This window comes from Pseudomonas canadensis, from assembly GCF_000503215.1.
Classification (GTDB): Bacteria; Pseudomonadota; Gammaproteobacteria; order Pseudomonadales; family Pseudomonadaceae; genus Aquipseudomonas; species Aquipseudomonas canadensis.
Genome location: NZ_AYTD01000001.1, coordinates 213,342 through 236,782 on the forward strand (window position 1 = coordinate 213,342; position 23,441 = coordinate 236,782).

The window sequence follows — 23,441 nt, forward strand, 5'->3', positions numbered from 1 at the left end:
GTCCTAGGTTTCGGATCGGGATGGGGTATTGAAGCGCAGGTTGAGGGAAATCCCAAGGGTATCTGCAGCCAATTGGCCGTTTTGAAGCCACGCCAATGCAATCGGCCACAGCCGATCCTGATACTCGCTGCGAAAAAATGCGAAATGGCCGACTGTCTTTTCACCAATGTCCTCAGGCGCGATCCGCAGATGAGTGAGCTCACTGCCGTCGAAGTAACCCAATAATCGCTCGATGGCGGCCACGGTCCCGAACGGGTCGTCAGTGATGCTGATGGCCAGTATCTGCGCTTTTACACGACTGAATGGCAGCTCGCCCAAGGCCCGCCCGCTGGGACGTGTTTCGTAGCTGGGCGTCGGTGTACTCCAGTCCCTCACCACGCCCGCAGGTGTGTCTTCCAGCCAGCCCAGGCGCTTGCCGGGGAAGTACCCGTACAGTGCCGTCAGCAACGGCATTGCCACATGCCACTTGGCAAACATCCGCCAGCGCACACTCGCTGCGTAGTCGCGCCAGTACGCAAACTGCGCGCCTACGGTCACGATCCGCCGAATGACCGCGCCCGACGCCCCGAGCCCTGCCGCGCAGCCACCGAAGCTATGGCCGACGACATCAATCGGCTGCCCCGGAAACTCCCGTTGCGCGCGCTTCAGCATTGCCTCGAAATCCAGCGCGCCCCAATCCGACCATGAGGCCTTGAAGCCACGCAACGAGCCACTGCGGGATTCGCCGATGCCACGGTAGTCGTAGGTGATGACGTCAACGCCGTTGGCGAACAGGTAGTCGGCAAAGCGGGCGTAGTGGCGGCAGCGGACGGAGGTGGCGGCGTTGATGATCACCACGGGCCGCGTTGGATCGGTTCTGATGTGTCGCCAGGTGAAGCCGCTGATGAGGTGACCGTCGGCGGCGGCCTCCTTGAAGGATTCGCGGTGTTCGCGCGCAGGTGAGGCCGAGGGCAATCGCAAAGAGGCGTCGTTCAAATTCATTGGGTTCTCGGCCTTAATAGGTTTCTTATTTTTTTAGTAACAGTTCACCAGTTTGCCAGCAGTTGCACCGCGTCTGGCAGGCATCCATTAAGGAGGTCTCTATGAGCATCCCGCCATCTCCCATTGTTTCAGAGTTTGAAACTGAAGAGCAGGCTGCCAGCTATGACCGTTGGTTCCGCTCCACTCGACCTTGCGCCAATAGATACATAGGCTTACACCTTTGCGATCTACCAAGGCGTTTTCATGACCCGCGATACCCTCGAACGCAACCAGGTCCCTTTGTACTTCGTAATCGTGCTGCTGGCTGCCGGTTTCGGTCTGCTCGCCCCCTCATTCGCCCACCACCTCGGCAGACTGATCACACCCGCCATCTCGGTACTGATGTACGCAATGTTCCTGCAAATCCCCTTTCTGGACCTACGTCAAAGCCTGACCAACAAGCGCTTCCTGTCAGCGTTACTGTTCGCCAACTTCATCCTCATTCCGTTACTGGTGTGGGCATTGACCCAAGGCCTCGCAGGACGCCCGGCACTGCTGGTAGGAGCGTTGCTGGTATTGCTGACCCCGTGCATCGACTACGTGGTGGTGTTTACTCATATCGGCAAGGGTGATTCGCGGTTGATGCTGGCGGCGACGCCGGTGCTGTTGTTGCTGCAGTTGGCGCTCTTGCCGATCTACCTGGGCGTGATGCTGGGGGCGCAGTCCGGAGTGGTTGTTGAGGCGCAGCCGTTTATCGAGGCATTCCTCTGGTTGATCGTGCTGCCCATGGTTCTGGCAGTTCTCACGGCTTCAGTGGCGCTGCGATCATCACTCGTCAGTGCTTGGAACGGCGGCTGGGCGTGGATACCGGTGCCGGCGATGGCATTGGTGCTGTTTGTGGTGATCGGTTCGCAGATCACGTCGGTGGTGCGGGATATCAACCTGTTGCTGCCGGTGATCCCGGTGTACGTCGGTTTCCTGTTGCTGGCGCCGTTGATGGGCGCGCTGGCATCGCGGCTATTTGCGCTGCCTGCGGTTACGGCCAGGGCGGTGACGTTCAGCGCATCGACGCGCAATTCGCTGGTGGTACTGCCCTTGGCGCTGGCGCTACCCGAAGATGTGCGTGGCTTGGCGGCGACTACGGTGATCCTGCAAACCCTGGTCGAGCTCGTTGGTGAGCTGATTTACGTTCGGTTGATCCCGAAATGGGTGTGGCCCGCAGGTCGGTAAACGCGGGAATGTTCAGGTCTGTTCAGGCGCTATTCAGCAGGGCATTCGGCACCATAAGTCGGCGCCCCTAACTGACAGGTCAACTGATGGATCACCGCAACCGTTTTCGCCTGGAATCCCTGGGCATTTTCCTGTTTGCCCTGCTGCTGTTCACCCTGGGGATCTGGGATCAGCAGCCCCAAGGATTTGACGGACGCTGGGCGCTGTTCCTGCAAGAAATGTTTCGCCATGGCGCGAGTCTTTTCCCGACCACCTATGGTCAGCCCTACGCGGATTACCCTGGAACCGCGACCTTTTTCAGCTTTGTGTTTGCCCGACTGTTTGGCGCGCCCAATCATCTGGCCAATGTGCTGCCCACCGCTCTGGCTTCGGCTGGCGTAGTTGCCTTGATCTACCGCTTGCTGGCCCCGTCGAATCGTCAGTGGGCGCTGCTCACTGTGCTGTTGACCTTGCTTACCACCCAGCTGCTCGAAAAATCCCGCTCTGTCTGCCTGGATCAGATGGTGGCGTTGTTGTGTGTAGGAAGTTTTTACCTGTTGCACAGTGGCGGGCGCTGGAGGCGGCTTGCGGTGTTTGCGTTGTTCATCCTGGGCTTTGCGATACGCGGGCCGCTGGGGTTGATCGAAGTCTGTGGTGTGGTCTGTGTGTACTGGGCGTTGAGCAGTCCAGGGGAGCGAGTGAAGCAGGTGCTGATTCACGGCACTGTTGGCCTGGTGCTGCTGGCAATCTGTTGGTGGTTGCTGATGAAGTTGGCGCGCATCAGTGGGGGCGGCGCCTTTGCAGACGAGGTGTTCAGGATGCAGGTGGGCGGTCGTCTCGATGAAACTGGAGAACCGTTTTATTTCTACTTCCAGTTGAGCCTCTACCGCTACTTCCCGGTGGTGCCGTTGGCGCTGGCCACCCTGATTGCGCTGCGTCATCGCTGGTCCGAGCGGTTCGAAGGCGACATGCAACTGGTGGTGCGACTCGGCGCCTGCGGCTTGATGATCTTGCTCGGGCTGTCGGTGCCGCACTTCAAGCGCGCCTATTACATCCTGCCGATGGTACCGATGTTTGCGGCTGTCGCAGCCTATGGGCTGCTCCAGGCGCCGAGTTGGCTCTCGGGCGTGCGCCGATGCTACGAAGGGCTGGTCGTGGCACTACCGGCGTTGTGCGTGGTTGTAGTCTTCGTCTGTCGACATGCGTGGCAAAAGCATGGTTACTGGCCTGACGTTTCGCTGCCGTTGCTGATTGGCGTGTTAGGGGTGTTGCAAGTGGCGGCGCTGATCGCCTGGCGGCGAGCGGGGCGGTTGGTGTGGCTCAGCCTGATCGCATTGCTGGCGCAATGGTTGTTGTTGGTGACGGTGGTGGAGCCGTCCAAGGATATGCAGTTCGATACCCGCAAGTTTGTCGGTCAGGTAGAAGCACTGCGTGCAGAGACGCCTGGACCGCTGGTGTTTATCAATCTGGGGCGAGACACCTGGGCGGTGCGCTACATGATGAACCTGGACCATGATGAGCAACCGCTGTTTGTCGGCGGTCAACAGCTCGAGGGGTTGGAGGGCTTGCCTCGGCCCGCCTGGGTAATTGTGTCGCGCAAGGAGACCGCATTGCTGCAAGGGACGCCGCTTGAGCGTCAGGCGCCGACCTTTGAGGGGCGGCTGAACGACAATCCACTGATGGTGTTTTTGCTGAAATGACTCAGCAAGTTGCTGTATGTTCGCCAGCTGGGTGACCGATCAGTCATTCAATTGAGCTGTTTTTTGGAATTGCCGTACTGGAAGCCTCATGGATATGACGAAAAAGGACTTTAAGCGGCCTGACTGTGGCCACGTGATCGGCCGTTCGCGAATTGGCTGGTTGAGCATCTGCTTCGACGGCGGCTGCAGCTACCCTGCGATGATCAATGTGCTGAGAGCTGTCTTCAAGCGCTATGGGCGCCTGGTGCGGTTTGGCGAGAAGCTGTCGGCGCAGGGTTGGATTGATCGAGTCGAGGAGCGGGGCTTTCAGATCTCCGATCAGGAGCGGGTGGCGGTGTTTACGTTGATGTGGGATGGAAAGTGAAAGATCTACTGGGGTGATGCTGAATCGCCTCAGGCTAGGCCGATAAATTCCAGGCAACAAAAAACCCGCACTAGGCGGGTTTCTTGTGTGTTTCAGATGACGTTTGCACCACCTGAAACTGAATAGTGGTGCCCAGAGACGGAATCGAACCGCCGACACGGGGATTTTCAATCCCCTGCTCTACCGACTGAGCTATCTGGGCAACGGGGCGCATTAAACGGGTTTTTCAGGGGGTCGTCAAGCAAGTTTTCAAAAAATATTTAATTATTACCGTCGCTTACGTGCAGACCCCGGTTTTTGATCAATTATTGAGCAGGCGGCACGTAGCCGTCAGCCTTGGCGTATTCCTCGCCGGAAAAGAACTTGTCCATCTCGCCTGCCAGGTATTTACGGTCTTCGGCGTTCATCATGTTCAGGCGTTTTTCGTTGATCAGCAGGGTCTGGTGTTTCAGCCAGTCGCCCCAGGCTTTGGCGGAGACGTGCTCGAAAATGTCCTGGCCCTTGGCGCCTGGGTACGGAGGGCGCTCGAGGCCTGGCAATTCTTCTTTGTACTTGCGGCACATGATGGTGCGGGTCATGACGGAACTCCTGCATTCAATACGTCGGCCGCGCGCTTCAGCAGTTTTTTTACCGGGGCGGCAAGGCCCAGGCGCGGCGGGGTGGCGAGGTTATACCAGAGCCAGTCTGCCTCGGCCACGTGATGGGCGGATTCCTCGACCTGGACCAGCCAGGGTTCGATGGCGAGTTGGAAGTGGCTGAAGGTGTGGATCAGCCCTGGCAGCGCCTGTTGCTTGCCCAGCTCCAGCGCGTGCTGGTGGGCCAGGTGTTCCAGGTCTTGCAGGTCGTCCAGCTCCGGCAAACTCCACAGGCCGCCCCACAGGCCTGTAGAGGGGCGGCGATAAAGCAGGATCGCGCCCTCTGCATTGGCCAGCAACGGCATCAGCGTGCGCTTCTGCGGGATAGTCTTGCGCGGCTTGGGGATTGGGTAGCGCGTCTCCAGGCCGAGCATGTGGGCTTCACAGCCTTTTTCCAGTGGGCACAGCAGGCAGCTGGGTTTGCTGCGGGTGCAGAGCGTGGCGCCCATGTCCATCATCGCCTGGGTGTAGGCGTCGACCCGATCATGAGGCGTGAAGCGTTCTGCGGTGGCCCATAGCTGCTTGGCCACCTTGGGCTCGCCTGGATAGCCCTCTTGCGCGGTAAAGCGTGCCAGCACGCGTTTGACGTTGCCGTCGAGGATCGGTGCACGCAGGCCCATGCTCAGGCTGGCGATCGCACCAGCCGTGGACAAACCGATGCCGGGCAGCTCGGTGAGCTTCTCGACATCCTTGGGAAACTCGCCGCCGTACTCGGCCACGACAATCTTCGCGGTCTTTTGCAGATTGCGCGCCCGGGTGTAGTAACCCAGGCCGGTCCACAAGTGCAGCACTTCATCTTCCGGCGCGGCCGCCAAGGCCTCGACCGTTGGCAGCGAAGCCATGAAACGATCGAAATAGTTGAGCACGGTGCTCACCTGGGTCTGCTGCAGCATGATCTCCGAGACCCACACCCGATAAGGCGTGATGCCCTGTTGCCAGGGCAGGTCGTGGCGACCGTGGCGGTCGTACCAGTCCAGCACCGCCGTTGAAAACTGCTCGTTTCTCATCGTTTGAACAGGCCTTTCAAAGCGTCTTTGAGCTGTGGATTAACCTTGTCGAGCTTCTCTTCCAGCTTTTCGTTCAGGCGGTTGCCGGCCGCCTTGATGGCGACCTGGCCCAGGCCGTCCTTGTCCAGGCGGCAGGCCTTGGCGCCCAGCTCCAGTGGGCCACGGCAGCGCAGCGGTACTTCGATACCCTGGAAGTTCGAGCCCACCTGACAGGCCGGGTCCGGCGTTGCACGCTGGTCGCCTTCGACAATGATGCCTACGCGGTAATCCATGCCCAGCACACGCAGGTCGATGTCGCCGTTGCCATTGACGGTCAGGCCGGGGATGCGCACTTTCAGGTCAGGGTTGCTGGCTACGCCGTTACGGAAGGTCAGGTTGCCCTTCAACTCCTGGAACGGCGTGTCCTTGCCTTGCGGTGTGCTGCTCAACGTCTTGCGGTTGAGCAGAGCAATACCGGTGCACAGTTGCTGTTCGAGGTTGGCGTTGAGCAACACACCGTTGTTGATCACAAAGCTGGCGGTGCCGTTGAGGCTGTCGATCAGGGCTTTCTGGCTATTGCCACGGCCCGTGAGGTTGCTGTCGAGGGTGATCTGGCCCTTCACCGGTGGGTTTTGCCCTTGGGCTTGCAGGATGCGTTCGACCGGCACTTGCTTGATATGGCTTTGCAGCGCCAGCACCGGAATATCCTGGCGCACATCGAGGCTGCCGTTGGCCTGGAAAGTACCGTTGTAGAGGCCACCGCTCAGGGTATCGAGCTTGAGTTGACCATCGACGCCCGACGCCTTGAGCGCCGCATTCTGGATTGGCAGCTTGCTCAAGGTCAGTTGGCCGAAGGCCAGGTCGGCGTTCACATCCAGCGTGCGCAGACGCGCCAGCGGCAGCAGTTTGTCGGTACTCCAGGCACCTTTGGTCGGTGCGTCGGGCAGCGGTGTGGTGCCGCCGGCGGCCATGGCACCGGCTTCGCTGTTCTGTACTTCGGCCTGGCGGGCTGCGGCTGCACCCTTGGCGGATTCAGACTTGGCCGGCAGGTAGTTGTCGGCGTTGAAGGTATCGCCCTTGAGCTGGACGCGCAGGGATTGCTTGGCAAAATCCTCCACGGCGAGGCGGCCGGTGAAGGTGCTGCCGTCGAGTTTCAGGTTCAGGTCTTCCAGGGCCACGCTGCTCGGCGTGCCCTTGAGGCGGCTGACCAGTTCGACCTTGCTCAGGCTGCCCTCGGCCATGGGCGGCAGCGGGTGGCCAACACCGTCGAGAAACTTGGCCAGGTCAAACTGGGCTATGGACAGCGCGCCGCTGAGCTGCGGAGTCTTGTCCAGATCGTTGACCTTCAGCTCGCCCAGTGCGCGCAGTTGATTGGCCGACAACTTCATATTGGTCCATTCGGCGATATTGGCCGCCTGGTCCACCAGCAATTGGCCCTGGGTGGAGAACGTCACGGTCTTGCCTTGCAGCGGCTCGCCCGTGGCTTCACCGCTGATCTTCATGTCTTCAAGCTGATAGCGCTTGAGCGCACGCTGGATGCGCAGGTTGCCGTTGAGTTCGGTCTTGACGCGCATCACCGGCTGGTTGCTGCCGAAGAACGCAGTGAGCTTCACCGGAATGCTGGCGCCTTCGTGCACGGCACCGGCGCTCAGTTGGATGCTTTCAGCGCTGAACTGCTTGCCGGTCTGCTCGTCGTTGTATTCGACGCGAGCGTTGTTGACCGTCAGGCTGTCGATGTCCAGGCGAATGGGCTTCGAGGGTTTTTCCGGTTCGGGTTCGGAGGGTTTCTCGGTCGAGCCTGGGCTGCCGACGGTCGCCTCGGTCACGTTCTTGCCGATGTCTTCCCAGTTGCCGTGGCCTTGCTTGTCACGGTTGAGGCGCAGGTTGAGGCCTTCGACGCGCACATCGCTCATCTGTACTTCGCGGCGCAGCAGCGGCAGCACGCGGACAGAGAGACCGAGCATCTGCAGGTCGGCGAATGGCTGGGTCGGCGCGGTCAGGGTCGCCACGCTGGCTTCGTGCAGTTCCAGGCCTAGCCAGGGGAACAGGCTCCAGCCGATATCGCCATTGAGCGTCAGCTCGATGTGGGCCTTGTCGCGGGCAATCTGGCGAATCTCGTCTTTATAGTCGTTGGGATCGAAGAGATGGGTCAGGGCAAAGCCTAGAGCCACAATGATCAGCAACAGCCCGAGAAGTACCAGACCCAGGATTTTGCCGAACGCTTTCATGGGCGAGTCCTTGTATGTCGATTTCAAAATTTAGCCGCAGAGTATAACGCCCGACGGCCTGCGTCAGTGCCCCGATCGTTACATTGTATCCAGGGACGGGAAACGGGTTTTTGGCGTCAAACAAAACAGATTTCCTGAAAAAGGTGATATCAGTTTGGTTTTTCTGTCATCCACAGGTGCTAATCTGCGCAGGTTCGTCTGCCTTCTGCGACATAGCGTCGCGCTCAAATGGAGCTTTACTCAACAACAACGGCCAACGCTTTGCGTGCAAGGCCGAGGGAGAGAGCGCCTGACGGACACATACTAACAACTGGGGGAAACACCAATGAGCACTAGCACTGTGGCAGGTTCAACTGCCGCACAGCCTGCGTTCCTGTCCAAGGAACGTATCATCGCCAAGCCCGGCTTCAACCGCTGGCTGGTTCCACCGGCCGCCCTGGCCATCCACCTGTGCATCGGCATGGCCTACGGGTTCTCGGTGTTCTGGCTGCCATTGTCCAAGGCACTGGGCATCACCAAGCCGGTCGCCTGCGCGCCGGACATGAGCTTCATCACCCAAGTCTTCTCGTCCCAATGCGACTGGCCCATCTCCATGCTGGGCTGGATCTACACCCTGTTCTTCATCTTCCTGGGCTGCTCGGCAGCGATCTGGGGCGGCTGGCTGGAACACGCCGGGCCACGTAAGGCCGGTGTTGTATCGGCATTGTGCTGGTGCGGTGGTCTGCTGATCTCGGCGTTGGGTATCTATACGCACCAGATCTGGCTGATGTGGATCGGCTCCGGGGTCATTGGCGGTATCGGTCTGGGCCTGGGCTATATCTCGCCCGTGTCGACCCTGATCAAGTGGTTCCCGGACAAGCGCGGCATGGCGACCGGCATGGCGATCATGGGCTTCGGCGGCGGTGCGATGGTCGGCGCTCCGTTGGCAGCAGCCTTGATGGGCCACTTTGCCACGCCCGACAGCGTGGGCGTGTGGCAGAGCTTCCTGGTAATGGCTGCGATCTACTTCGTGTTCATGATCGGCGGCGCCTTGTCCTACCGCGTGCCGCCTACCGGCTGGAAGCCTGAGGGTTGGACCGCGCCGGCGAAAAAGGCCAGCAACGCGATGATCACTCACCGTCACGTGCACGTGAACGTGGCGTGGAAAACCCCGCAATTCCGATTGGTCTGGCTGGTGCTGTGCCTGAACGTATCCGCCGGTATCGGCATCCTCGGCATGGCTTCGCCACTGCTGCAGGAAGTGTTCGGCGGCAAGTTGCTGGGTGTGGATGTGCCGTTTGGCCAACTGGATGCGGGCCAATTGGCTTCCATCGCAGCCATCGCTGCGGGTTTCACCGGTCTGTTGAGCCTGTTCAACATCGGTGGCCGGTTCTTCTGGGCGTCGTTCTCCGACTACCTGGGCCGTAAAAACACCTACTTCGTGTTCTTCGCGTTGGGCTTTGCCCTGTACGCGCTGATCCCGAACCTGGGTCACCTGGGCAACGTGGCGCTGTTCGTGGCGGCGTTCTGCATCATCCTGTCGATGTACGGCGGTGGTTTTGCGACCGTTCCGGCCTACCTGGCCGACCTGTTCGGCACCCAGATGGTTGGCGCGATCCATGGTCGCCTGCTGACCGCCTGGGCTGCAGCTGGCGTGCTGGGCCCGGTACTGGTGAACTACCTTCGCGAATACCAGCTGAGCATCGGCGTTGAACGCGCCGCGGCCTACGACATCACGTTGTACATCCTCGCCGGCCTGCTGGTGTTGGGTTTCATCTGCAACCTGCTGGTTCGTCCGGTGGCCGACAAGTACTTCATGACCGACGCTGAACTGGCCGCCGAACAGGCGCTGGGCCACGACAAAGGCGCGGACGCGACTACTTCCCTGGAGTGGAAAGCTGCCCCTGGCACCGTGCCTTTGGCGATTGCCGCCTGGCTGGTGGTGGGTATTCCGTTGGCGTGGGGTGTGTGGGTGACCCTGCAGAAGACCGCAGTCCTGTTCCACTGATGCAAACCCTGTAGGGCCTGGCTTTGTGTGGTGAGCGGGCTTGCCCCGCGTTGGGTCGCGAAGCGACCCCAATGAGACCAGCGCGTTTTTTCAGTTAAAACGCGTAGGTAGGTTTTGGGGCTGCTTCGCAGCCCAACGCGGGGCAAGCCCGCTCGCCACATAAGCCGGTACCCACATGTATGCACATGTCTATCCCCGACATTCCTCGCTTCAACTCGTCAGTCTTATCCCCTTCGATGTTTCTGTTTAGCGCCCGCGCCCCTATAATGGCTGCCTTTTTCGCCCAATGATTTTGCGGAGCTGGTGATGGCCGAACGTAAGGCGTCCGTCGAGCGCGACACTCTGGAAACCCAGATCAAAGCCTCGATCAACCTGGATGGCACCGGAAAGGCCCGATTTGATATCGGTGTACCTTTTCTTGAGCACATGCTGGACCAGATCGCCCGTCACGGGCTGATCGACCTGGATATCGAAGGCAAGGGCGACCTGCACATCGACGACCACCACATGGTGGAAGACGTGGGCATCACCCTCGGCCAGGCATTTGCCAAGGCCATCGGCGACAAAAAAGGCATCCGTCGCTACGGCCACGCCTATGTCCCGCTGGACGAAGCGCTGTCGCGCGTGGTCATCGACTTCTCCGGCCGCCCAGGCTTGCAGATGCATGTGCCGTACACCCGTGCCAATGTGGGCCGCGGCTTTGACGTCGACCTGTTCCAGGAATTCTTCCAGGGTTTCGTCAACCACGCACTCGTCAGCCTGCACATCGACAACCTGCGCGGTACCAACACCCACCACCAGATCGAAACCGTGTTCAAGGCTTTTGGCCGCGCGCTGCGCATGGCCGTTGAGCTGGACGACCGCATGGCCGGGCAAATGCCCTCGACCAAGGGCGTCCTGTAATGCAGACGGTCGCGGTTATCGATTACGGCATGGGTAACCTGCACTCGGTGGCCAAGGCCCTCGAACACGTAGGGGCCGGCAAGGTGCTGATCACCAGCGATGCCAGCGTGATTCGCGAAGCTGACCGGGTGGTGTTTCCCGGTGTCGGTGCGATTCGCGATTGCATGGCCGAAATCCGCCGCCTGGGCTTTGACAGCCTGGTGCGCGAAGTCAGCCAGGATCGTCCGTTTCTCGGCATCTGCGTGGGCATGCAAGCCTTGCTCGACAGCAGTGAAGAGAACGACGGCGTCGACTGCATCGGCCTGTTCCCGGGCCAGGTGAAGTTCTTCGGCAAGGACCTGCATGAAGACGGCGAACACCTGAAAGTCCCGCACATGGGCTGGAACGAAGTCCGCCAGACCGTGGATCACCCGCTGTGGCACGAAGTGCCGGACATGGCGCGCTTCTACTTCGTGCACAGCTACTACATCGCTGCCGGTAAGCCGGGCCAGGTGGTGGGTGGCGGGCACTACGGCGTCGACTTCGCCGCCGCGCTGGCCGAAGGTTCGCGCTTTGCCGTGCAGTTCCACCCGGAGAAGAGCCATACCCATGGCCTGCAATTGCTGCAGAACTTCGCCGCCTGGGACGGGCGCTGGTAAATGGCCAGGAAGCCGAAGCCGCCGATCTTGAACCTCACGCCCGAGCAGGAGAGTGAGGCCACCCTCAAGATCAAGCGCTTCATGGAGGACCGCTTCGAGCTTAAATTGGGCTCGTTCGAGGTCGCCGAGATTCTTGAGCTGTTCACCACCGAAGTGGCTCCGCACTATTACAACAGGGCGATTTTCGATACGCAGACGCTCCTTAAAGAAAGGTTCGAAAGCATCGAAAGCGACCTGTGGTCGCTTGAGAAACCCTGATTTCCCAAGCATTGCTGAATTTCGAATAAGGTTTGCCAGATGCTGATTATCCCCGCTATCGATCTCAAGGACGGCGCCTGCGTCCGTCTGCGCCAAGGCCGCATGGAAGACTCCACCGTGTTCTCCGATGACCCGGTGAGCATGGCTGCCAAATGGGTAGAAGGGGGCTGCCGTCGTCTGCATCTGGTGGACTTGAATGGCGCCTTCGAAGGTCAGCCGGTCAATGGCGAAGTGGTCACGGCCATCGCCAAGCGCTACCCGAGCCTGCCGATCCAGATCGGCGGCGGTATCCGCTCCCTGGAAACCATCGAGCACTACGTCAAGGCCGGCGTGAGCTACGTGATCATCGGCACCAAGGCCGTGAAAGACCCGGCATTCGTCGCCGAAGCTTGCCGCGCGTTCCCTGGCAAAGTGATCGTGGGCCTGGACGCCAAGGATGGCTTCGTCGCCACCGACGGCTGGGCTGAGATCAGCACCGTGCAGGTCATCGACCTGGCCAAGCAGTTCGAAGCTGACGGTGTTTCTGCCATCGTTTATACCGACATCGCCAAAGACGGCATGATGCAGGGCTGCAACGTGCCGTTTACCGCCGCGCTGGCTGCTGCGACCAAGATCCCGGTGATCGCTTCCGGTGGTATCCACAACCTGGGCGACATCAAGTCGCTGCTGGACGCCAAGGCCCCAGGCATCATCGGTGCCATCACCGGCCGCGCGATCTACGAAGGGACCCTGGACGTCGCCGAAGCCCAGGCTTACTGCGATGCCTACAACGGCTGAGGACTGACCATGGCGCTGGCCAAACGCATCATCCCTTGCCTGGACGTCGACAACGGTCGCGTGGTCAAGGGCGTCAAGTTCGAGAACATCCGTGACGCCGGCGACCCGGTGGAAATCGCCCGTCGCTACGATGAGCAAGGTGCCGACGAGATTACCTTTCTCGACATCACCGCCAGCGTCGACGGCCGTGACACCACGCTGCATACCGTCGAGCGCATGGCCAGCCAGGTGTTCATCCCGCTGACCGTGGGCGGTGGCGTGCGTACCGTGCAAGACATCCGCAACCTGCTCAATGCCGGCGCGGACAAGGTCTCGATCAATACCGCCGCCGTGTTCAACCCGGAGTTCGTCGGCGAAGCCGCGCAACACTTCGGTTCGCAATGCATCGTGGTTGCCATCGACGCCAAGAAAGTCTCTGGCCCGGGCGAAACCCCGCGTTGGGAGATCTTCACCCACGGCGGGCGCAAGCCGACCGGCCTGGATGCGGTGGAGTGGGCGATGAAGATGGAAGGCCTGGGCGCGGGTGAAATCCTGCTGACCAGCATGGACCAGGACGGCATGAAAAACGGCTTCGACTTGGGCGTAACCCGCGCTATCAGCGACGCCTTGGGCATCCCAGTGATCGCCTCCGGTGGCGTCGGCAACCTGCAGCATTTGGCCGATGGCGTGATCGAAGGCCACGCCAGTGCGGTGCTGGCGGCGAGTATTTTCCACTTTGGCGAATACACCGTTCCCGAGGCAAAAGCCTACATGGCCGCGCGCGGTATCGTCGTTCGCTGAATGCTGCTGGACACCATGGCAAGTGCGCGGCACTCTTTGCGCTTGCCATGGATTCCGGTCGCCCTTCATGTTCAGACATCTTCTGCTTGCCCTCGCCAGTACGTCCATCCTTTTGGCGGGCCCAGCCCACGCCGAGGAGCTGTCTGACACTTCCCTGGTGTTGCTGACGGAAAACTTCCCGCCGTACAACATGGCGAAAAACGGCAAGAACTTCGCCAAGGAAGACAACATCGAAGGCATCGCCGTGGACATCGTGCGCGAAACCTTCAAGCGCGCCGGCATTTCCTACAACCTCACCCTGCGATTTCCTTGGGAGCGCATCTACAAGCTCGCCCTGGAAAAACCGGGTTATGGCGTGTTCGTGATGGCCCGCCTACCGGACCGCGAAGCCTTGTTCAAATGGGTCGGCCCCATCGGCCCGGACGATTGGGTGCTGCTGGCCAAGGCTGACAGCAAGATCCAGCTCGACGACCTCGAACAGGCGCGCCGCTACAAGATCGGCGCCTACAAAGGCGATGCCATTGCCGAGACCCTTGAAAAACAGGGTCTCAAGCCAATGGTGGTTCTGCGCGATCAAGACAACGCGCAAAAACTGCTGGATGGCCAAATCGACCTGTGGGCTACCGGAGATCCCGCGGGCCGCTACCTGGCGCGCCAGGTGGGCGTGACCGGGCTCAAGACCGTGCTGCGCTTCAACAGTGCCGAGCTGTACCTGGCACTGAACAAGAACGTGTCGGATGAACTGGTGGCCAAGCTACAGGCGGCCCTGGATCAGTTACGGGACGAGGGTGTTGTCGCTGACATCATGGGTCGCTACCTCTAAGGTGGTTTCAGCGGCAGGTGGCAAGGCCTCGGGTTCCACAGTCTGGGCGGGCACCTGTTCGGCAGGCTCGTGAAAGTGCAGCTTCACCTCGCTGAAGTAGCCCAGCTCGGGGCCTGACTGGCTACCGTCCTTTCGTAGCAACGTGTAGTTGCTCTTGGTGATGTAGGCATCGACATATTGGTTGGCGGGCACATAGACGATGACCTCTACGATCGTCATATTTCCCCAGCCGTGAGTCGATGAACCGTGGGTGAACTCGCTGTCGAGCCTGGCAGAGAAATTGAGTGCGGATGCTGGGGTATTCGCGGCCCATTCACCGGATATCTCGATACCGGTCAGGGTCTTGAGTTGCAATGAATAATTATAGCTTTCCCCCTTTGGACTCTGCCAATTGACGATTTTGCTGCTGTCTGTTTCGTTGCGCTCGCTGGCGAATAAGGCATGCCGGTCGGTCCTCTCCAGCCGGTAGATCGGGGAGCTTTGCAGTTGCTCCACGGGGCTCAGTTCAGCGTCCTTTACCGTAAACCATGGCAGTTCATAAGCGCTGGGTGCACTCTCCGGCCCTGGACGCCAGTGTGCCGGTTCCGGCGGTAAGGCGGGATAATGCAGTGTCAGCGCAATACGTAGGGCGTAAGCCGTTGGTTGTAAGCGCGGTTTTGTATAGGAACCTGCCCCGGCAAAGGTGCCGGGGGCAAGCACCGCCTCTCCGGGAGAGGCCAGCGGGGGAGCAACCGTCCAGGCGCTGAAGGATGTGAGAGCGCCACTGCCCTTGTCGTTCCAGATCAAGGCATCAGCCTGGGATTCGACCACGAGATCTGCGCGGATACAGCGCAGGGTACTGCGCGGCGGCTTGTCATTGCCAACACCGCACACCAGCCCCATCGCCACATACCCATTGGGTGCAATCGGCCGCCAGACCGAGCAGGCAGTCGTTACCCTTGGCCCCGAATGCTTCCAGACCAACTCGAAATCATCGGGCATGCGCAGTGCCGTGCCGTTGTCCTTGTCCACTTCGCTGACTACCGCGACGATTTTGTGCTGGTTGATATTTTGGTAGTCACCCACCGCCACGTCGCCCAGGGAATAAAACGGGGTCAGGTGGTCGGCGCTCGTGCTCGGTCGCCAAAAGGTCACGGCCTGCTTGGCGCGAGTGCCTTTGTCATTCCAAAGTTGGGTGAATTCCGTGGTGAAGCTGATCAGCAGGTCTTTGTACTTAAGCGGTTCCATAGGTTTTCCCGATGCCAAAAGTGCACTGTCGTGACGTGGCGTTCTTGCCACATGTACGCGCACTATTCGGGAACATGGAACTGCGTGAGTGGTAACTATCTAGCGATAGATGCCATCTTTGCCGTGACCGGCCATGGCGCGATTGCTGCGCACGCTGATCATCAACTTGATATCAATCCAGTCGACGCCCTGGGCCTTGAGCTTGGGCAGCTCGCGCTCCAGCACCGCCAGGGTTTGTGGATAAGGGTGGCCGATCATCACCGCTGAACCCTGCTTGTGCGCCAGTTTGATTGCGGTCTGCAATTGCGTAGTGATCGCTGCTTCGGTGCGCTCGTCATCCAGGAACACATCTCGCGAGACGTGGGCCAGGCCGATCTTCTGCGCTTCGGCCGCCGCGACGGTCTGTGCGCTGGTGCGGCTGTCGACAAAAAACTTGTTGCGCCGTTGCAGCTCGGCCATCAGCCAGGCCATGGCAGCCGGTTGTGCGGTCATGCGGCTGCCCATGTGGTTGTTGATGCCGGCGGTGTAGGGCACTGCCTTGAAAGCGCCGTCCAGGCGCTTGCCCAGTTCTTCGATGGTCAACTCGGGGTGCCATGCGAACGGACCGGTGGCTGGATCCATGGGCATGTGCAGGATCACGATCTTGCCGGCCTTGTGAGCTTCGCGGGCAAATTCGGCGGCGTGGGGCGTGTCGGGCATGATCGCCGTCGTGACAGGCCCAGGCAGGGCCAGCACGCGACGGTCCCGGGGCAGGTTTTGCCCGAGGTCGTCGATGATGAGCGTCAGGTAGGCTTTGTGAGGCTCGCCGGCTGAGGTCGCTTGGGCGACCCCGGCCAGGCTGCACAGCACAGCGATGATCAGGGCAAAACGCATATCAACGGCTGCGTGTGATGCTCAGGCCTTTGAGCAGGCTCAACGCCTGGGCCAACTGGTAATCGTCATCCTGCGGCATCGGCTTGGCTTTCTTGCTGCTACCGGTTGGCTGGTCGGCGCCACCGTTGCCATTGCCCAAGTGACCTTGCAGGTCTGCCTCTTTGTAGTACTCGCTGTCGATCTCGTTGGTGATCTTGGCCTTGCGCACCTCGATGTCCGGCACGATGCCCTGGGCCTGGATCGAGCGACCGTTCGGCGTGTAGTACAGCGCGGTGGTGATTTTCAGCGCGCGCTCGTTGTTCAGCGGCAGCACGGTTTGTACCGAGCCCTTGCCGAAGCTGGTGGTGCCCATCAATACACCGCGTTTCTGGTCTTGCAGGGCGCCGGCGACGATCTCCGAGGCCGAGGCGCTGCCGCCGTTGATCAGCACGGCCAATGGCACGTTTTCGCTGAGGTCGTTGCCGGTAGCCGAGAAGCGCAGTTCGGAGTTGGCGATACGGCCCTTGGTGTAGACGATCAGGCCCTTGGTGATGAAATGGTCGACCACTTCCACCGCCGACTGCAGCACGCCGCCTGGGTTGTTACGCAGGTCGAGCACGATGCCGTTGAGCTTCTTGCCGTTGTCCTTGCGCAGCTTGGCCAGGGCCTTGGCCACTTCGTCGCCGGTCTTGACCTGGAACTGGGTGATGCGGATGTAACCGTAGCCCGACTCCAGCAGCTGGCTCTTCACGCTCTTGACCACAATGGTCGCGCGGGTCAGCGTCACGTCGAACGGGTTGCCGCCGTCGCGTACCAGGGTCAGGGTGATTTTCTGGCCGATCTTGCCGCGCATCTTGTCGACGGCTTCGGTCATGGTCTGGCCACGGGTCGGCTGGCCGTTGATCTTCACGATGAAGTCGCCGGCCTGGATGCCGGCCTTGGACGCCGGCGTGTCATCAATCGGCGAGACCACCTTGACGTTGCCGTCTTCGGAACCGACTTCAATACCCAGCCCGCCGAACTCACCGCTGGTGCTTTCCTGCAGCTCGGCGAAATCCTCCGGGCCCAGGTAGGCGGAGTGCGGGTCGAGGTTGCTGAGCATGCCCTTGATGGCATTTTCCAGCAGGGTCTTGTCATCTACGGGTTCGACATAGGCGGCCTTGATCCGGTCCATGACCTCGGCAAAGGTGCGCAGCTCGTCCAGCGGCAACGGCGCCTTAGTGGTTGCGGCAGAGGTCGCGGCTGTGGCGGGTGCAGCCTGGTCGGCAAATGCCAGAGGCGCGCCGATCACCAGGGCGATCGTCAGGGCCAGCGAAGTGAGGCGGGACAAATGCAGCATGTCGAACGAACTCCTAATGTAGATGCAGCCCTATCCTTGGGAACGGCACCATTGTGCAGGATCGCTCGGGCGACCCTGCTGACGAATAGCGAAGTACAGCGCCGGCGTGTCCTGGCCACCACTGTTACCGACAGTGGAGATGGATTCACCGGCTTTTACAACGTCACCTGCCGACTTGAGTAAAGTCTGATTGTGGCCGTAAAGGCTCAAATAGCCATTACCGTGGTCAAGAATCACCAACAATCCGGCGCCGCGCAGCCAATCGGCAAACACCACGCGCCCACCGTGGACGGCGTGCACCTGGCTGCCGGCGGAGGCGCTGATCATCACGCCATCCCACTTCGCGCGGGTGTCGTCGCCGCGGGTTTCCCCAAAGCGTGCCAGTAATCGACCATCAACGGGCCATGGAAGTTTGCCGCGAGCTGAAGCAAAAGGGCCGCCGAAGTTCTCACCGGCGCTGGAAACCAGCGGGCCAGGGGCTGCATGTGCCGGTTTATGCGGGGCCGGAGCGTCCGAGCTGGCAGCCAGCTCAGCTTCACGCTGACGCTTTTTTTCGGCTTCCTGCTGGGCGATCAGCGCTTTCTGCCGTGCTTCTTCGGCCTCGCGTGCCTGGCGGGCCAGGGTTTCTTCGATGGTCTTGAGCACTTTGGCCAGGTCGGCCTGGTCCTGCTCGCGGGCCTGCAGCTTGGCGTCACGGGCCTTTACGTCGTCATTGAGTTTGGCCAAGGCCAGTTGGCGTTCCTTGCGGACCTTGTCCAATTCGTTGCGCTGGGTGTCGAGGGCGACTTTCTGGTCTTGCAGCTGGGATTGCTGGTTGCCGATTTCCTGTTCGACGTTGACCAACTGGCGCAGGGTCTCATTGAAGCTTTTCAGTTGCTCCAGGCGGGCCTTGCTCAGGTAGTCGTAGTAGGTCAGGGTGCGCGCGAATTTCTCAGGATTCTGCTGGTTGAGCAGCAGCTTGAGGTATTCCTGGCGGCCGTTCTGGTAGGCGGCACGGGCCTGGATCGCGATCAGGCGTTGCTGTTCAACGCGTGCGCTCTGGAGTTTTTTTTTCTCAGCGTCGAGTCGCTCCAGTTCCGACTCGCTCTTCTTTAATTCTTTTTGCAGCTCCTGGACCTGCTTTTCCAGCTTGCCCATCTCGGTTTCCGTGCCGCGCAGATCTTTCTGCACCCCGGATTTTTCTTCCTGGAGCTTGCCGAGCAGTTTTTTCAGCTCGGTAATGTCCTGACGCGTAGCGTCCAACTGTTGTTGGGTTTGTGCGCGCTCATCGGCAAACGCCGGTTGGAGCAGGCAGACAAGAGCAAGGGTAATCAAGGCGCGAAGCATAGAGGCGGGCGACACCAGGGAAATGGACGGCCTAGTATGCCCGCCAAGCGCAGCAAAAAAAACGCCTCAAAGCCAACTGCTTTGAGGCGTTCGTCATAAAAAGCCGTTTAGGGCGATTTAATCGGTTGGTTTAGAGGTTTAAACCAATATCGAAGTCCCCGTCATCTCCACCGGTTTCTCCAGCCCCATCAGTTTCAGCATGGTCGGCGCCACATCCGCCAGCACGCCGCCATCACGCACCTTGAAATCACGCTTGCCGACATAGATGAACGGTACCGGTTCGGTGGTGTGAGCGGTGTGAGCCTGGCCGGTGGATTCGTCGGACATCTGCTCGCAGTTGCCGTGGTCTGCAGTGATCAGTGCTTCGCCGCCGACCTTTTCCAGGGCATCGACGATGCGGCCGACGCACAGGTCCAGGCATTCCACGGCCTTGGTTGCGGCTTCCAGGTTGCCGCTGTGGCCGACCATGTCGCCGTTGGCGTAGTTGACCACGATCACGTCGTAACGCTGGTGTTCGATGGCGTCGACGATCTTGTCGGTGACTTCCGGCGCGCTCATTTCCGGCTGCAGGTCGTAGGTGGCGACCTTTGGCGATGGGATCAGGATGCGTTCTTCGCCCGGGAATGGCTCTTCGCGGCCGCCGGAGAAGAAGAAGGTCACGTGGGCATATTTTTCGGTTTCGGCAATGCGCAGCTGGGTCTTGCCGTTTTTTGCCAGGTAGTCGCCCAGCACGTTATCCAAGGTGCCTGCTGCAAAGGCGGCGGGGGCCGGGATGCTGGCGGCGTACTGGGTGAGACCCACGTATTGCACTTTCGGCTGGCGGGCGCGTTCGAACTCCTTGAAACCGTCTTCGACAAACACGCGGCTCAGCTCGCGGGCGCGGTCGGCGCGGAAGTTCATGAACACTACGGCGTCGCCGTCTTCTACCTTCACGGGCTCACCAATGGCGGTGGCTTTGACGAATTCATCGCTTTCGCCACGGGCGTAGGCGGCTTCCAGGCCTTCCTGGGCGGTGGCGGCGTGGAATTCGGCCTGGCCGTCGACGATCAGGTTGTAGGCCTGGGCGACGCGGTCCCAGCGGTTGTCGCGGTCCATGGCGAAGTAACGACCCACCAGGCTGGCGATGCGGCCTTTGCCGAGGGCGGCGAAAGTGGCGTCGAGCAGTTCGATGGACGACTGCGCGCTTTTTGGCGGGGTGTCACGGCCGTCAAGGAAGGCGTGCAGGTAGATCTTGTCGGCGCCGCGCTTGAAGGCCAGTTCGGCCATGGCGACCAAGTGATCCTGGTGGCTATGGACGCCGCCATCGGACAGCAAGCCCATGAAGTGCACGGCCTTGCCAGCGGCTACTGCTTTGTCTACCGCGGCGCAGATGGTCGGGTTCTCGAAGAACTCGCCATCGCGGATCGCTTTGGTCACACGGGTGAAGTCTTGATATACCACTCGTCCGGCGCCGAGGTTCATGTGGCCGACTTCCGAGTTGCCCATCTGGCCGTCCGGCAGGCCTACGTCCATGCCCGAGCCGGAGATCAGGCCGTTGGGTACGGTGGCGGTCAGGCGGTCGAGTATCGGCTTCTTGGCCGCGTATACCGCGTTGTCGTGGTGGCTTTCACTGTGTCCGAAGCCATCGAGAATTATCAGGACCAAAGGTTTAGGCGTAGTAGTCATAGATCCTCTCGCGGCGGTAATAAAGGAAGACAATTGAAAAGGGAGTGGCAGTTTAAAGCGAAGTTCCGACCACGTCACCGCTTTACGGGGGTTGGCCCCCCCTGACGGCTGTGTATACTTACCGCCATTTTAACGCCCTGGAACCTCCTTGATGGTTGATCACCTGATTGCATTTGCCACTGCCCACTATCTGCTTGTGGGTGCCTTCGTCATCCTGCTGGCGCTGCTGATCGCTCACGAATTGAGCCGCGGTGGCCGCAGCCTGAGCACGGCGGAGCTGACCGCGCTGGTCAACAAGGACGAGGCCGTTGTCGTGGACATCCGCCCAGCCAAGGATTTCGCCACCGGCCACATCGTCGGTGCCCTGAACATTCCGCAGGACAAGCTGATCGCGCGCCTGGCCGAGCTGGAAAAGCACAAGGCCAAGACCATCATCCTGGTCGATGCCCAAGGCCAGCACGCCGGCACCCACGCCCGCGAAATGCTCAAGACCGGTTTCACCGCTGCCAAGCTGTCCGGTGGCATCAGCAGCTGGCGCGCCGATAACCTGCCGCTGGTGAAGTGATATGACTCAGGTTGTCGTGTATTCCAGCGATTGGTGCCCTTACTGCATGCGGGCCAAGGCCCTGCTGGAGAAAAAGGGCGTTGCCTTCGAAGAAATCAAGGTCGACGGCAAACCCCAGGTGCGCGCCGAAATGGCCCAGAAGGCGGGGCGTACGTCCGTGCCGCAGATCTGGATCGGCGCCAAGCACATCGGTGGTTGCGACGACCTGTTCGCCCTTGAGCGCGCCGGTAAACTCGATGCGCTGCTGCTCGTCTGACTCCTAAACCCTAAAAGACCCCAAGATCACAAGGATCTGCGATGACTGACCAACAGAACACCGAAGCTGCAGAAGCCCAAGCGCCACAGTTCTCGCTGCAGCGCATCTACGTGCGTGACCTGTCGTTCGAAGCGCCGAAAAGCCCGGCCATCTTCCGCCAGGAATGGACCCCAAGCGTTGCGTTGGACCTGAACACCCGCCAAAAAGCCCTGGAAGGCGACTTCCACGAAGTGGTGCTGACCCTGTCTGTGACGGTCAAGAACGGCGAAGAAGTGGCCTTCATCGCTGAAGTGCAACAGGCCGGTATCTTCCTGATCCAGGGCCTTGACGAAGCGTCCATGAGCCACACCCTGGGCGCGTTCTGCCCGAACATCCTGTTCCCCTATGCCCGTGAGACCCTGGACAGCCTGGTCACCCGTGGCTCGTTCCCTGCGCTGATGCTGGCTCCGGTGAACTTCGATGCCCTGTACGCTCAAGAGCTGCAGCGCATGCAAAGTGAAGGTTCGTCGACCGTTCAATAAGTCGACGCGGTAAAAAATGTGGGAGCGGGCTTGCTCGCGAATGCGGTACTTCAGTCGATATCTTCAGTGACTGACACACTGCTTTCGCGAGCAAGCCCGCTCCCACATTTGTTTTGCGGTGTTATTTGAAGCCGAGTTGGCGCCAGCCTTCGTAAACGGCGACGGCAACGGTGTTCGACAGGTTCAAGCTGCGGCAGCCCTCGCGCATCGGCAAACGCAGACGATGGCCGTCCGGCAGTGCGTCAAGCACCTCGGCCGGCAGGCCCCGGCTTTCCGGGCCGAACAGGAAGGCGTCGCCTTCGGCAAAGCTGACATCATGGAACGGCTGCGAGCCCTTGGTGGTGAACGCGAACAGCCGCGGGTGCCCCAGGCTTTCCAGGCAGCTGGCCAGGTCGGCGTGGCGCTTGAGCGTGGCGTACTCGTGGTAGTCCAAACCGGCACGGCGCAGGCGCTTGTCGTCCATGTCGAAGCCCAAAGGCTCGATCAAATGCAGGTGGCAGCCACTGTTGGCGCACAGCCTGATAACGTTGCCGGTATTCGGCGGAATTTCTGGTTGAAAAAGGATGACGTGAAACATGCACGGCTCCGAAGGCAAAGATGCGCTGCATTCTACCTCCGAAGAGGACCCAAGGCCGAAGCTTATGCCGCGGGTCATGGGCTCTTTGGCAATTGTTGGCTTGATGGTGGGCCTGATGATCGGCCGACTGACCACCCCGGACCCGGTCGAATTGCAACAGGTCGAGACTGCGGCGGACGGCGTGGTGGTGTGGTTCAACAGCGAGCCCAAGCTGCACGGCGAGCATATCGACGGCACCGTGGCGCTGCTGTTCGACGCGCAAGGCACGGCAGCCAGTGGGCAACTCAAGGTCAATGAAAAGGATGTGAACTGGCGTGTGCGCAAGACCGACGGCGGCCTGTTGTTAAACCTGGTCGCGGCTCGGCCGTTGCGCGGGGAATGGAAAGGAGAGGAGGCTGACGGCCGCTGGCGGCTGGAGATCCATCTCCAAGAGCAATAAAAGAGGGAATCCCCGGCCTGCCTGTACCAAGGTCCCCAAAACGGGTTGGAGCTATGGGCGCTGTGCCACATAAGCCCCGGGTGTAAAGAAGGGAGTTCCCGGCCTGCCTGTACCAGGGCTCCCAAAACGGGGTGAAGCCTTAAGGGCTTCGGTGTTAAAGAGGGGATTCTCGGCCTGCCTGTACCAAGGTCCCCGAAACTGGGTTGTACAAGGGTTATTGCAGGGCGCGTGCCAGACTCGTCGAGTTGTGCCAAAAAAATTCTTCAAATAGCGCAAAGCCCCGGATTACGGGGCTTTGGTGTTTTTGGCTTTTAGGTTCTTTTCTACGAGGCTGTAGTTTCGGGCTTTGGATTCGTGCCCGATGCCGGTTCATGGTGCATTGAAGCGGTGCACAGTCTTGGGTCCAACACAAAACAACTGTGGGAG

General features: G+C 60.3%; 24 protein-coding genes, 1 tRNA gene and 1 pseudogene. 15 read left to right on the forward strand and 11 right to left on the reverse strand.

What is annotated here, in order from left to right; all coding sequences use genetic code 11:
* Positions 1 to 3 precede the first annotated feature (3 nt).
* Positions 4 to 981 (reverse strand): alpha/beta hydrolase family protein, encoded by a 978-nt coding sequence (locus tag U367_RS0100940; protein ID WP_032864045.1) that lies wholly within the window; start codon positions 979 to 981, stop codon positions 4 to 6.
* Positions 982 to 1,082: 101 nt separating this feature from the next.
* Between U367_RS0100940 and U367_RS1000000132875 the strand changes: the two are divergent.
* The 4 genes and pseudogenes from U367_RS1000000132875 to U367_RS0100955 all read left to right on the forward strand — a co-directional run.
* A pseudogene (locus U367_RS1000000132875) lies at positions 1,083 to 1,163 on the forward strand (antitoxin); the annotation flags it as partial.
* A gap of 61 nt (positions 1,164 to 1,224) precedes the next feature.
* A complete protein-coding gene (locus U367_RS0100945) occupies positions 1,225 to 2,190 on the forward strand; it encodes an arsenic resistance protein (RefSeq protein ID WP_028615358.1) in 966 nt (321 codons plus the stop codon).
* 86 nt (positions 2,191 to 2,276) lie between these two features.
* Positions 2,277 to 3,869: an ArnT family glycosyltransferase gene (locus U367_RS0100950; protein WP_028615359.1), complete on the forward strand. Its 1,593-nt coding sequence runs from the start codon at positions 2,277 to 2,279 to the stop codon at positions 3,867 to 3,869.
* A gap of 88 nt (positions 3,870 to 3,957) precedes the next feature.
* Positions 3,958 to 4,233, forward strand: a complete 276-nt coding sequence (locus tag U367_RS0100955) for a hypothetical protein (RefSeq protein WP_028615360.1) — start codon at positions 3,958 to 3,960, stop codon at positions 4,231 to 4,233.
* Positions 4,234 to 4,359: 126 nt separating this feature from the next.
* Here the strand turns inward: U367_RS0100955 and U367_RS0100960 are convergent.
* The 4 genes from U367_RS0100960 to U367_RS0100975 all read right to left on the reverse strand — a co-directional run bounded on the left by U367_RS0100960 (position 4,360) and on the right by U367_RS0100975 (position 8,082).
* Positions 4,360 to 4,435: transfer RNA gene (locus U367_RS0100960), tRNA-Phe, on the reverse strand.
* A gap of 103 nt (positions 4,436 to 4,538) precedes the next feature.
* Positions 4,539 to 4,811 (reverse strand): oxidative damage protection protein, encoded by a 273-nt coding sequence (locus tag U367_RS0100965; RefSeq protein ID WP_028615361.1) that lies wholly within the window; start codon positions 4,809 to 4,811, stop codon positions 4,539 to 4,541.
* Entirely contained in the window at positions 4,808 to 5,875 is a 1,068-nt protein-coding gene (mutY, locus tag U367_RS0100970; protein ID WP_028615362.1) for an A/G-specific adenine glycosylase, read from the reverse strand. Before mutY ends, U367_RS0100965 begins: the two co-directional genes overlap by 4 nt.
* Complete coding sequence (locus tag U367_RS0100975; RefSeq protein ID WP_028615363.1) at positions 5,872 to 8,082, reverse strand: AsmA family protein; 2,211 nt, start codon at positions 8,080 to 8,082, stop codon at positions 5,872 to 5,874. The genes mutY and U367_RS0100975 overlap by 4 nt, the downstream gene beginning before the upstream one ends.
* A gap of 325 nt (positions 8,083 to 8,407) precedes the next feature.
* Between U367_RS0100975 and U367_RS0100980 the strand changes: the two genes are divergently transcribed.
* From U367_RS0100980 to U367_RS0101010, 7 genes are all read left to right on the forward strand, one after another.
* On the forward strand, positions 8,408 to 10,069 hold the full coding sequence (locus tag U367_RS0100980) for an OFA family MFS transporter (RefSeq protein ID WP_028615364.1): 1,662 nt from the start codon (positions 8,408 to 8,410) through the stop codon (positions 10,067 to 10,069).
* Between the two features lie 306 nt (positions 10,070 to 10,375).
* Complete coding sequence (hisB, locus tag U367_RS0100985; protein ID WP_028615365.1) at positions 10,376 to 10,972, forward strand: imidazoleglycerol-phosphate dehydratase HisB; 597 nt, start codon at positions 10,376 to 10,378, stop codon at positions 10,970 to 10,972.
* The gene (hisH, locus tag U367_RS0100990; protein WP_016979116.1) at positions 10,972 to 11,610 is read left to right on the forward strand and encodes an imidazole glycerol phosphate synthase subunit HisH; all 639 of its coding nucleotides are present in this window, start codon (positions 10,972 to 10,974) and stop codon (positions 11,608 to 11,610) included. The genes hisB and hisH overlap by 1 nt, the downstream gene beginning before the upstream one ends.
* Positions 11,611 to 11,868 carry a DUF2164 domain-containing protein gene (locus U367_RS0100995; RefSeq protein WP_028615366.1) on the forward strand — a complete coding sequence of 86 codons (258 nt, stop codon included), beginning with the start codon at positions 11,611 to 11,613 and terminating at the stop codon, positions 11,866 to 11,868.
* A gap of 39 nt (positions 11,869 to 11,907) precedes the next feature.
* Complete coding sequence (hisA, locus tag U367_RS0101000) at positions 11,908 to 12,645, forward strand: 1-(5-phosphoribosyl)-5-[(5-phosphoribosylamino)methylideneamino]imidazole-4-carboxamide isomerase (protein WP_010213887.1); 738 nt, start codon at positions 11,908 to 11,910, stop codon at positions 12,643 to 12,645.
* A gap of 9 nt (positions 12,646 to 12,654) precedes the next feature.
* Positions 12,655 to 13,425, forward strand: coding sequence for an imidazole glycerol phosphate synthase subunit HisF (gene hisF / locus U367_RS0101005; protein ID WP_003171107.1), 771 nt, complete (start codon positions 12,655 to 12,657; stop codon positions 13,423 to 13,425).
* A 67-nt stretch (positions 13,426 to 13,492) separates the two neighbouring features.
* The gene (locus tag U367_RS0101010) at positions 13,493 to 14,248 is read left to right on the forward strand and encodes a substrate-binding periplasmic protein (RefSeq protein WP_028615367.1); all 756 of its coding nucleotides are present in this window, start codon (positions 13,493 to 13,495) and stop codon (positions 14,246 to 14,248) included.
* Here the strand turns inward: U367_RS0101010 and U367_RS0101015 are convergent.
* The 5 genes from U367_RS0101015 to gpmI form a co-directional block, all read right to left on the reverse strand.
* Positions 14,201 to 15,475 carry a Vps62-related protein gene (locus tag U367_RS0101015; RefSeq protein ID WP_028615368.1) on the reverse strand — a complete coding sequence of 425 codons (1,275 nt, stop codon included), beginning with the start codon at positions 15,473 to 15,475 and terminating at the stop codon, positions 14,201 to 14,203. The two genes, U367_RS0101010 and U367_RS0101015, sit on opposite strands and share 48 nt — an antisense overlap.
* 99 nt (positions 15,476 to 15,574) lie before the next feature.
* Complete coding sequence (locus U367_RS0101020) at positions 15,575 to 16,348, reverse strand: divergent polysaccharide deacetylase family protein (protein ID WP_028615369.1); 774 nt, start codon at positions 16,346 to 16,348, stop codon at positions 15,575 to 15,577.
* Between the two features lies 1 nt (position 16,349).
* Positions 16,350 to 17,666 carry a S41 family peptidase gene (locus U367_RS0101025; RefSeq protein ID WP_028615370.1) on the reverse strand — a complete coding sequence of 439 codons (1,317 nt, stop codon included), beginning with the start codon at positions 17,664 to 17,666 and terminating at the stop codon, positions 16,350 to 16,352.
* A gap of 30 nt (positions 17,667 to 17,696) precedes the next feature.
* On the reverse strand, positions 17,697 to 18,992 hold the full coding sequence (locus U367_RS0101030) for a murein hydrolase activator EnvC family protein (protein ID WP_028615371.1): 1,296 nt from the start codon (positions 18,990 to 18,992) through the stop codon (positions 17,697 to 17,699).
* 138 nt (positions 18,993 to 19,130) lie between these two features.
* Positions 19,131 to 20,657, reverse strand: coding sequence for a 2,3-bisphosphoglycerate-independent phosphoglycerate mutase (gpmI, locus tag U367_RS0101035; protein WP_028615372.1), 1,527 nt, complete (start codon positions 20,655 to 20,657; stop codon positions 19,131 to 19,133).
* Between the two features lie 151 nt (positions 20,658 to 20,808).
* Between gpmI and U367_RS0101040 the strand changes: the two genes are divergently transcribed.
* From U367_RS0101040 to secB, 3 genes are read left to right on the forward strand one after another with little or no spacing between them, the layout of a single operon-like run.
* Positions 20,809 to 21,222, forward strand: coding sequence for a rhodanese-like domain-containing protein (locus tag U367_RS0101040; protein ID WP_010213877.1), 414 nt, complete (start codon positions 20,809 to 20,811; stop codon positions 21,220 to 21,222).
* A gap of 1 nt (position 21,223) precedes the next feature.
* Entirely contained in the window at positions 21,224 to 21,478 is a 255-nt protein-coding gene (gene grxC, locus U367_RS0101045) for a glutaredoxin 3 (protein WP_016979125.1), read from the forward strand.
* 41 nt (positions 21,479 to 21,519) lie between these two features.
* Entirely contained in the window at positions 21,520 to 21,999 is a 480-nt protein-coding gene (gene secB / locus U367_RS0101050) for a protein-export chaperone SecB (protein WP_016979126.1), read from the forward strand.
* A gap of 121 nt (positions 22,000 to 22,120) precedes the next feature.
* Here secB and U367_RS0101055 read toward each other — a convergent pair whose 3' ends face one another.
* Positions 22,121 to 22,576, reverse strand: a complete 456-nt coding sequence (locus U367_RS0101055) for a tRNA (cytidine(34)-2'-O)-methyltransferase (RefSeq protein ID WP_010213874.1) — start codon at positions 22,574 to 22,576, stop codon at positions 22,121 to 22,123.
* Between U367_RS0101055 and U367_RS0101060 the strand changes: the two genes are divergently transcribed.
* Positions 22,575 to 23,015, forward strand: a complete 441-nt coding sequence (locus U367_RS0101060) for a hypothetical protein (RefSeq protein WP_028615373.1) — start codon at positions 22,575 to 22,577, stop codon at positions 23,013 to 23,015. The genes U367_RS0101055 and U367_RS0101060 overlap by 2 nt on opposite strands.
* The last annotated feature ends 426 nt before the right edge of the window (positions 23,016 to 23,441 follow it).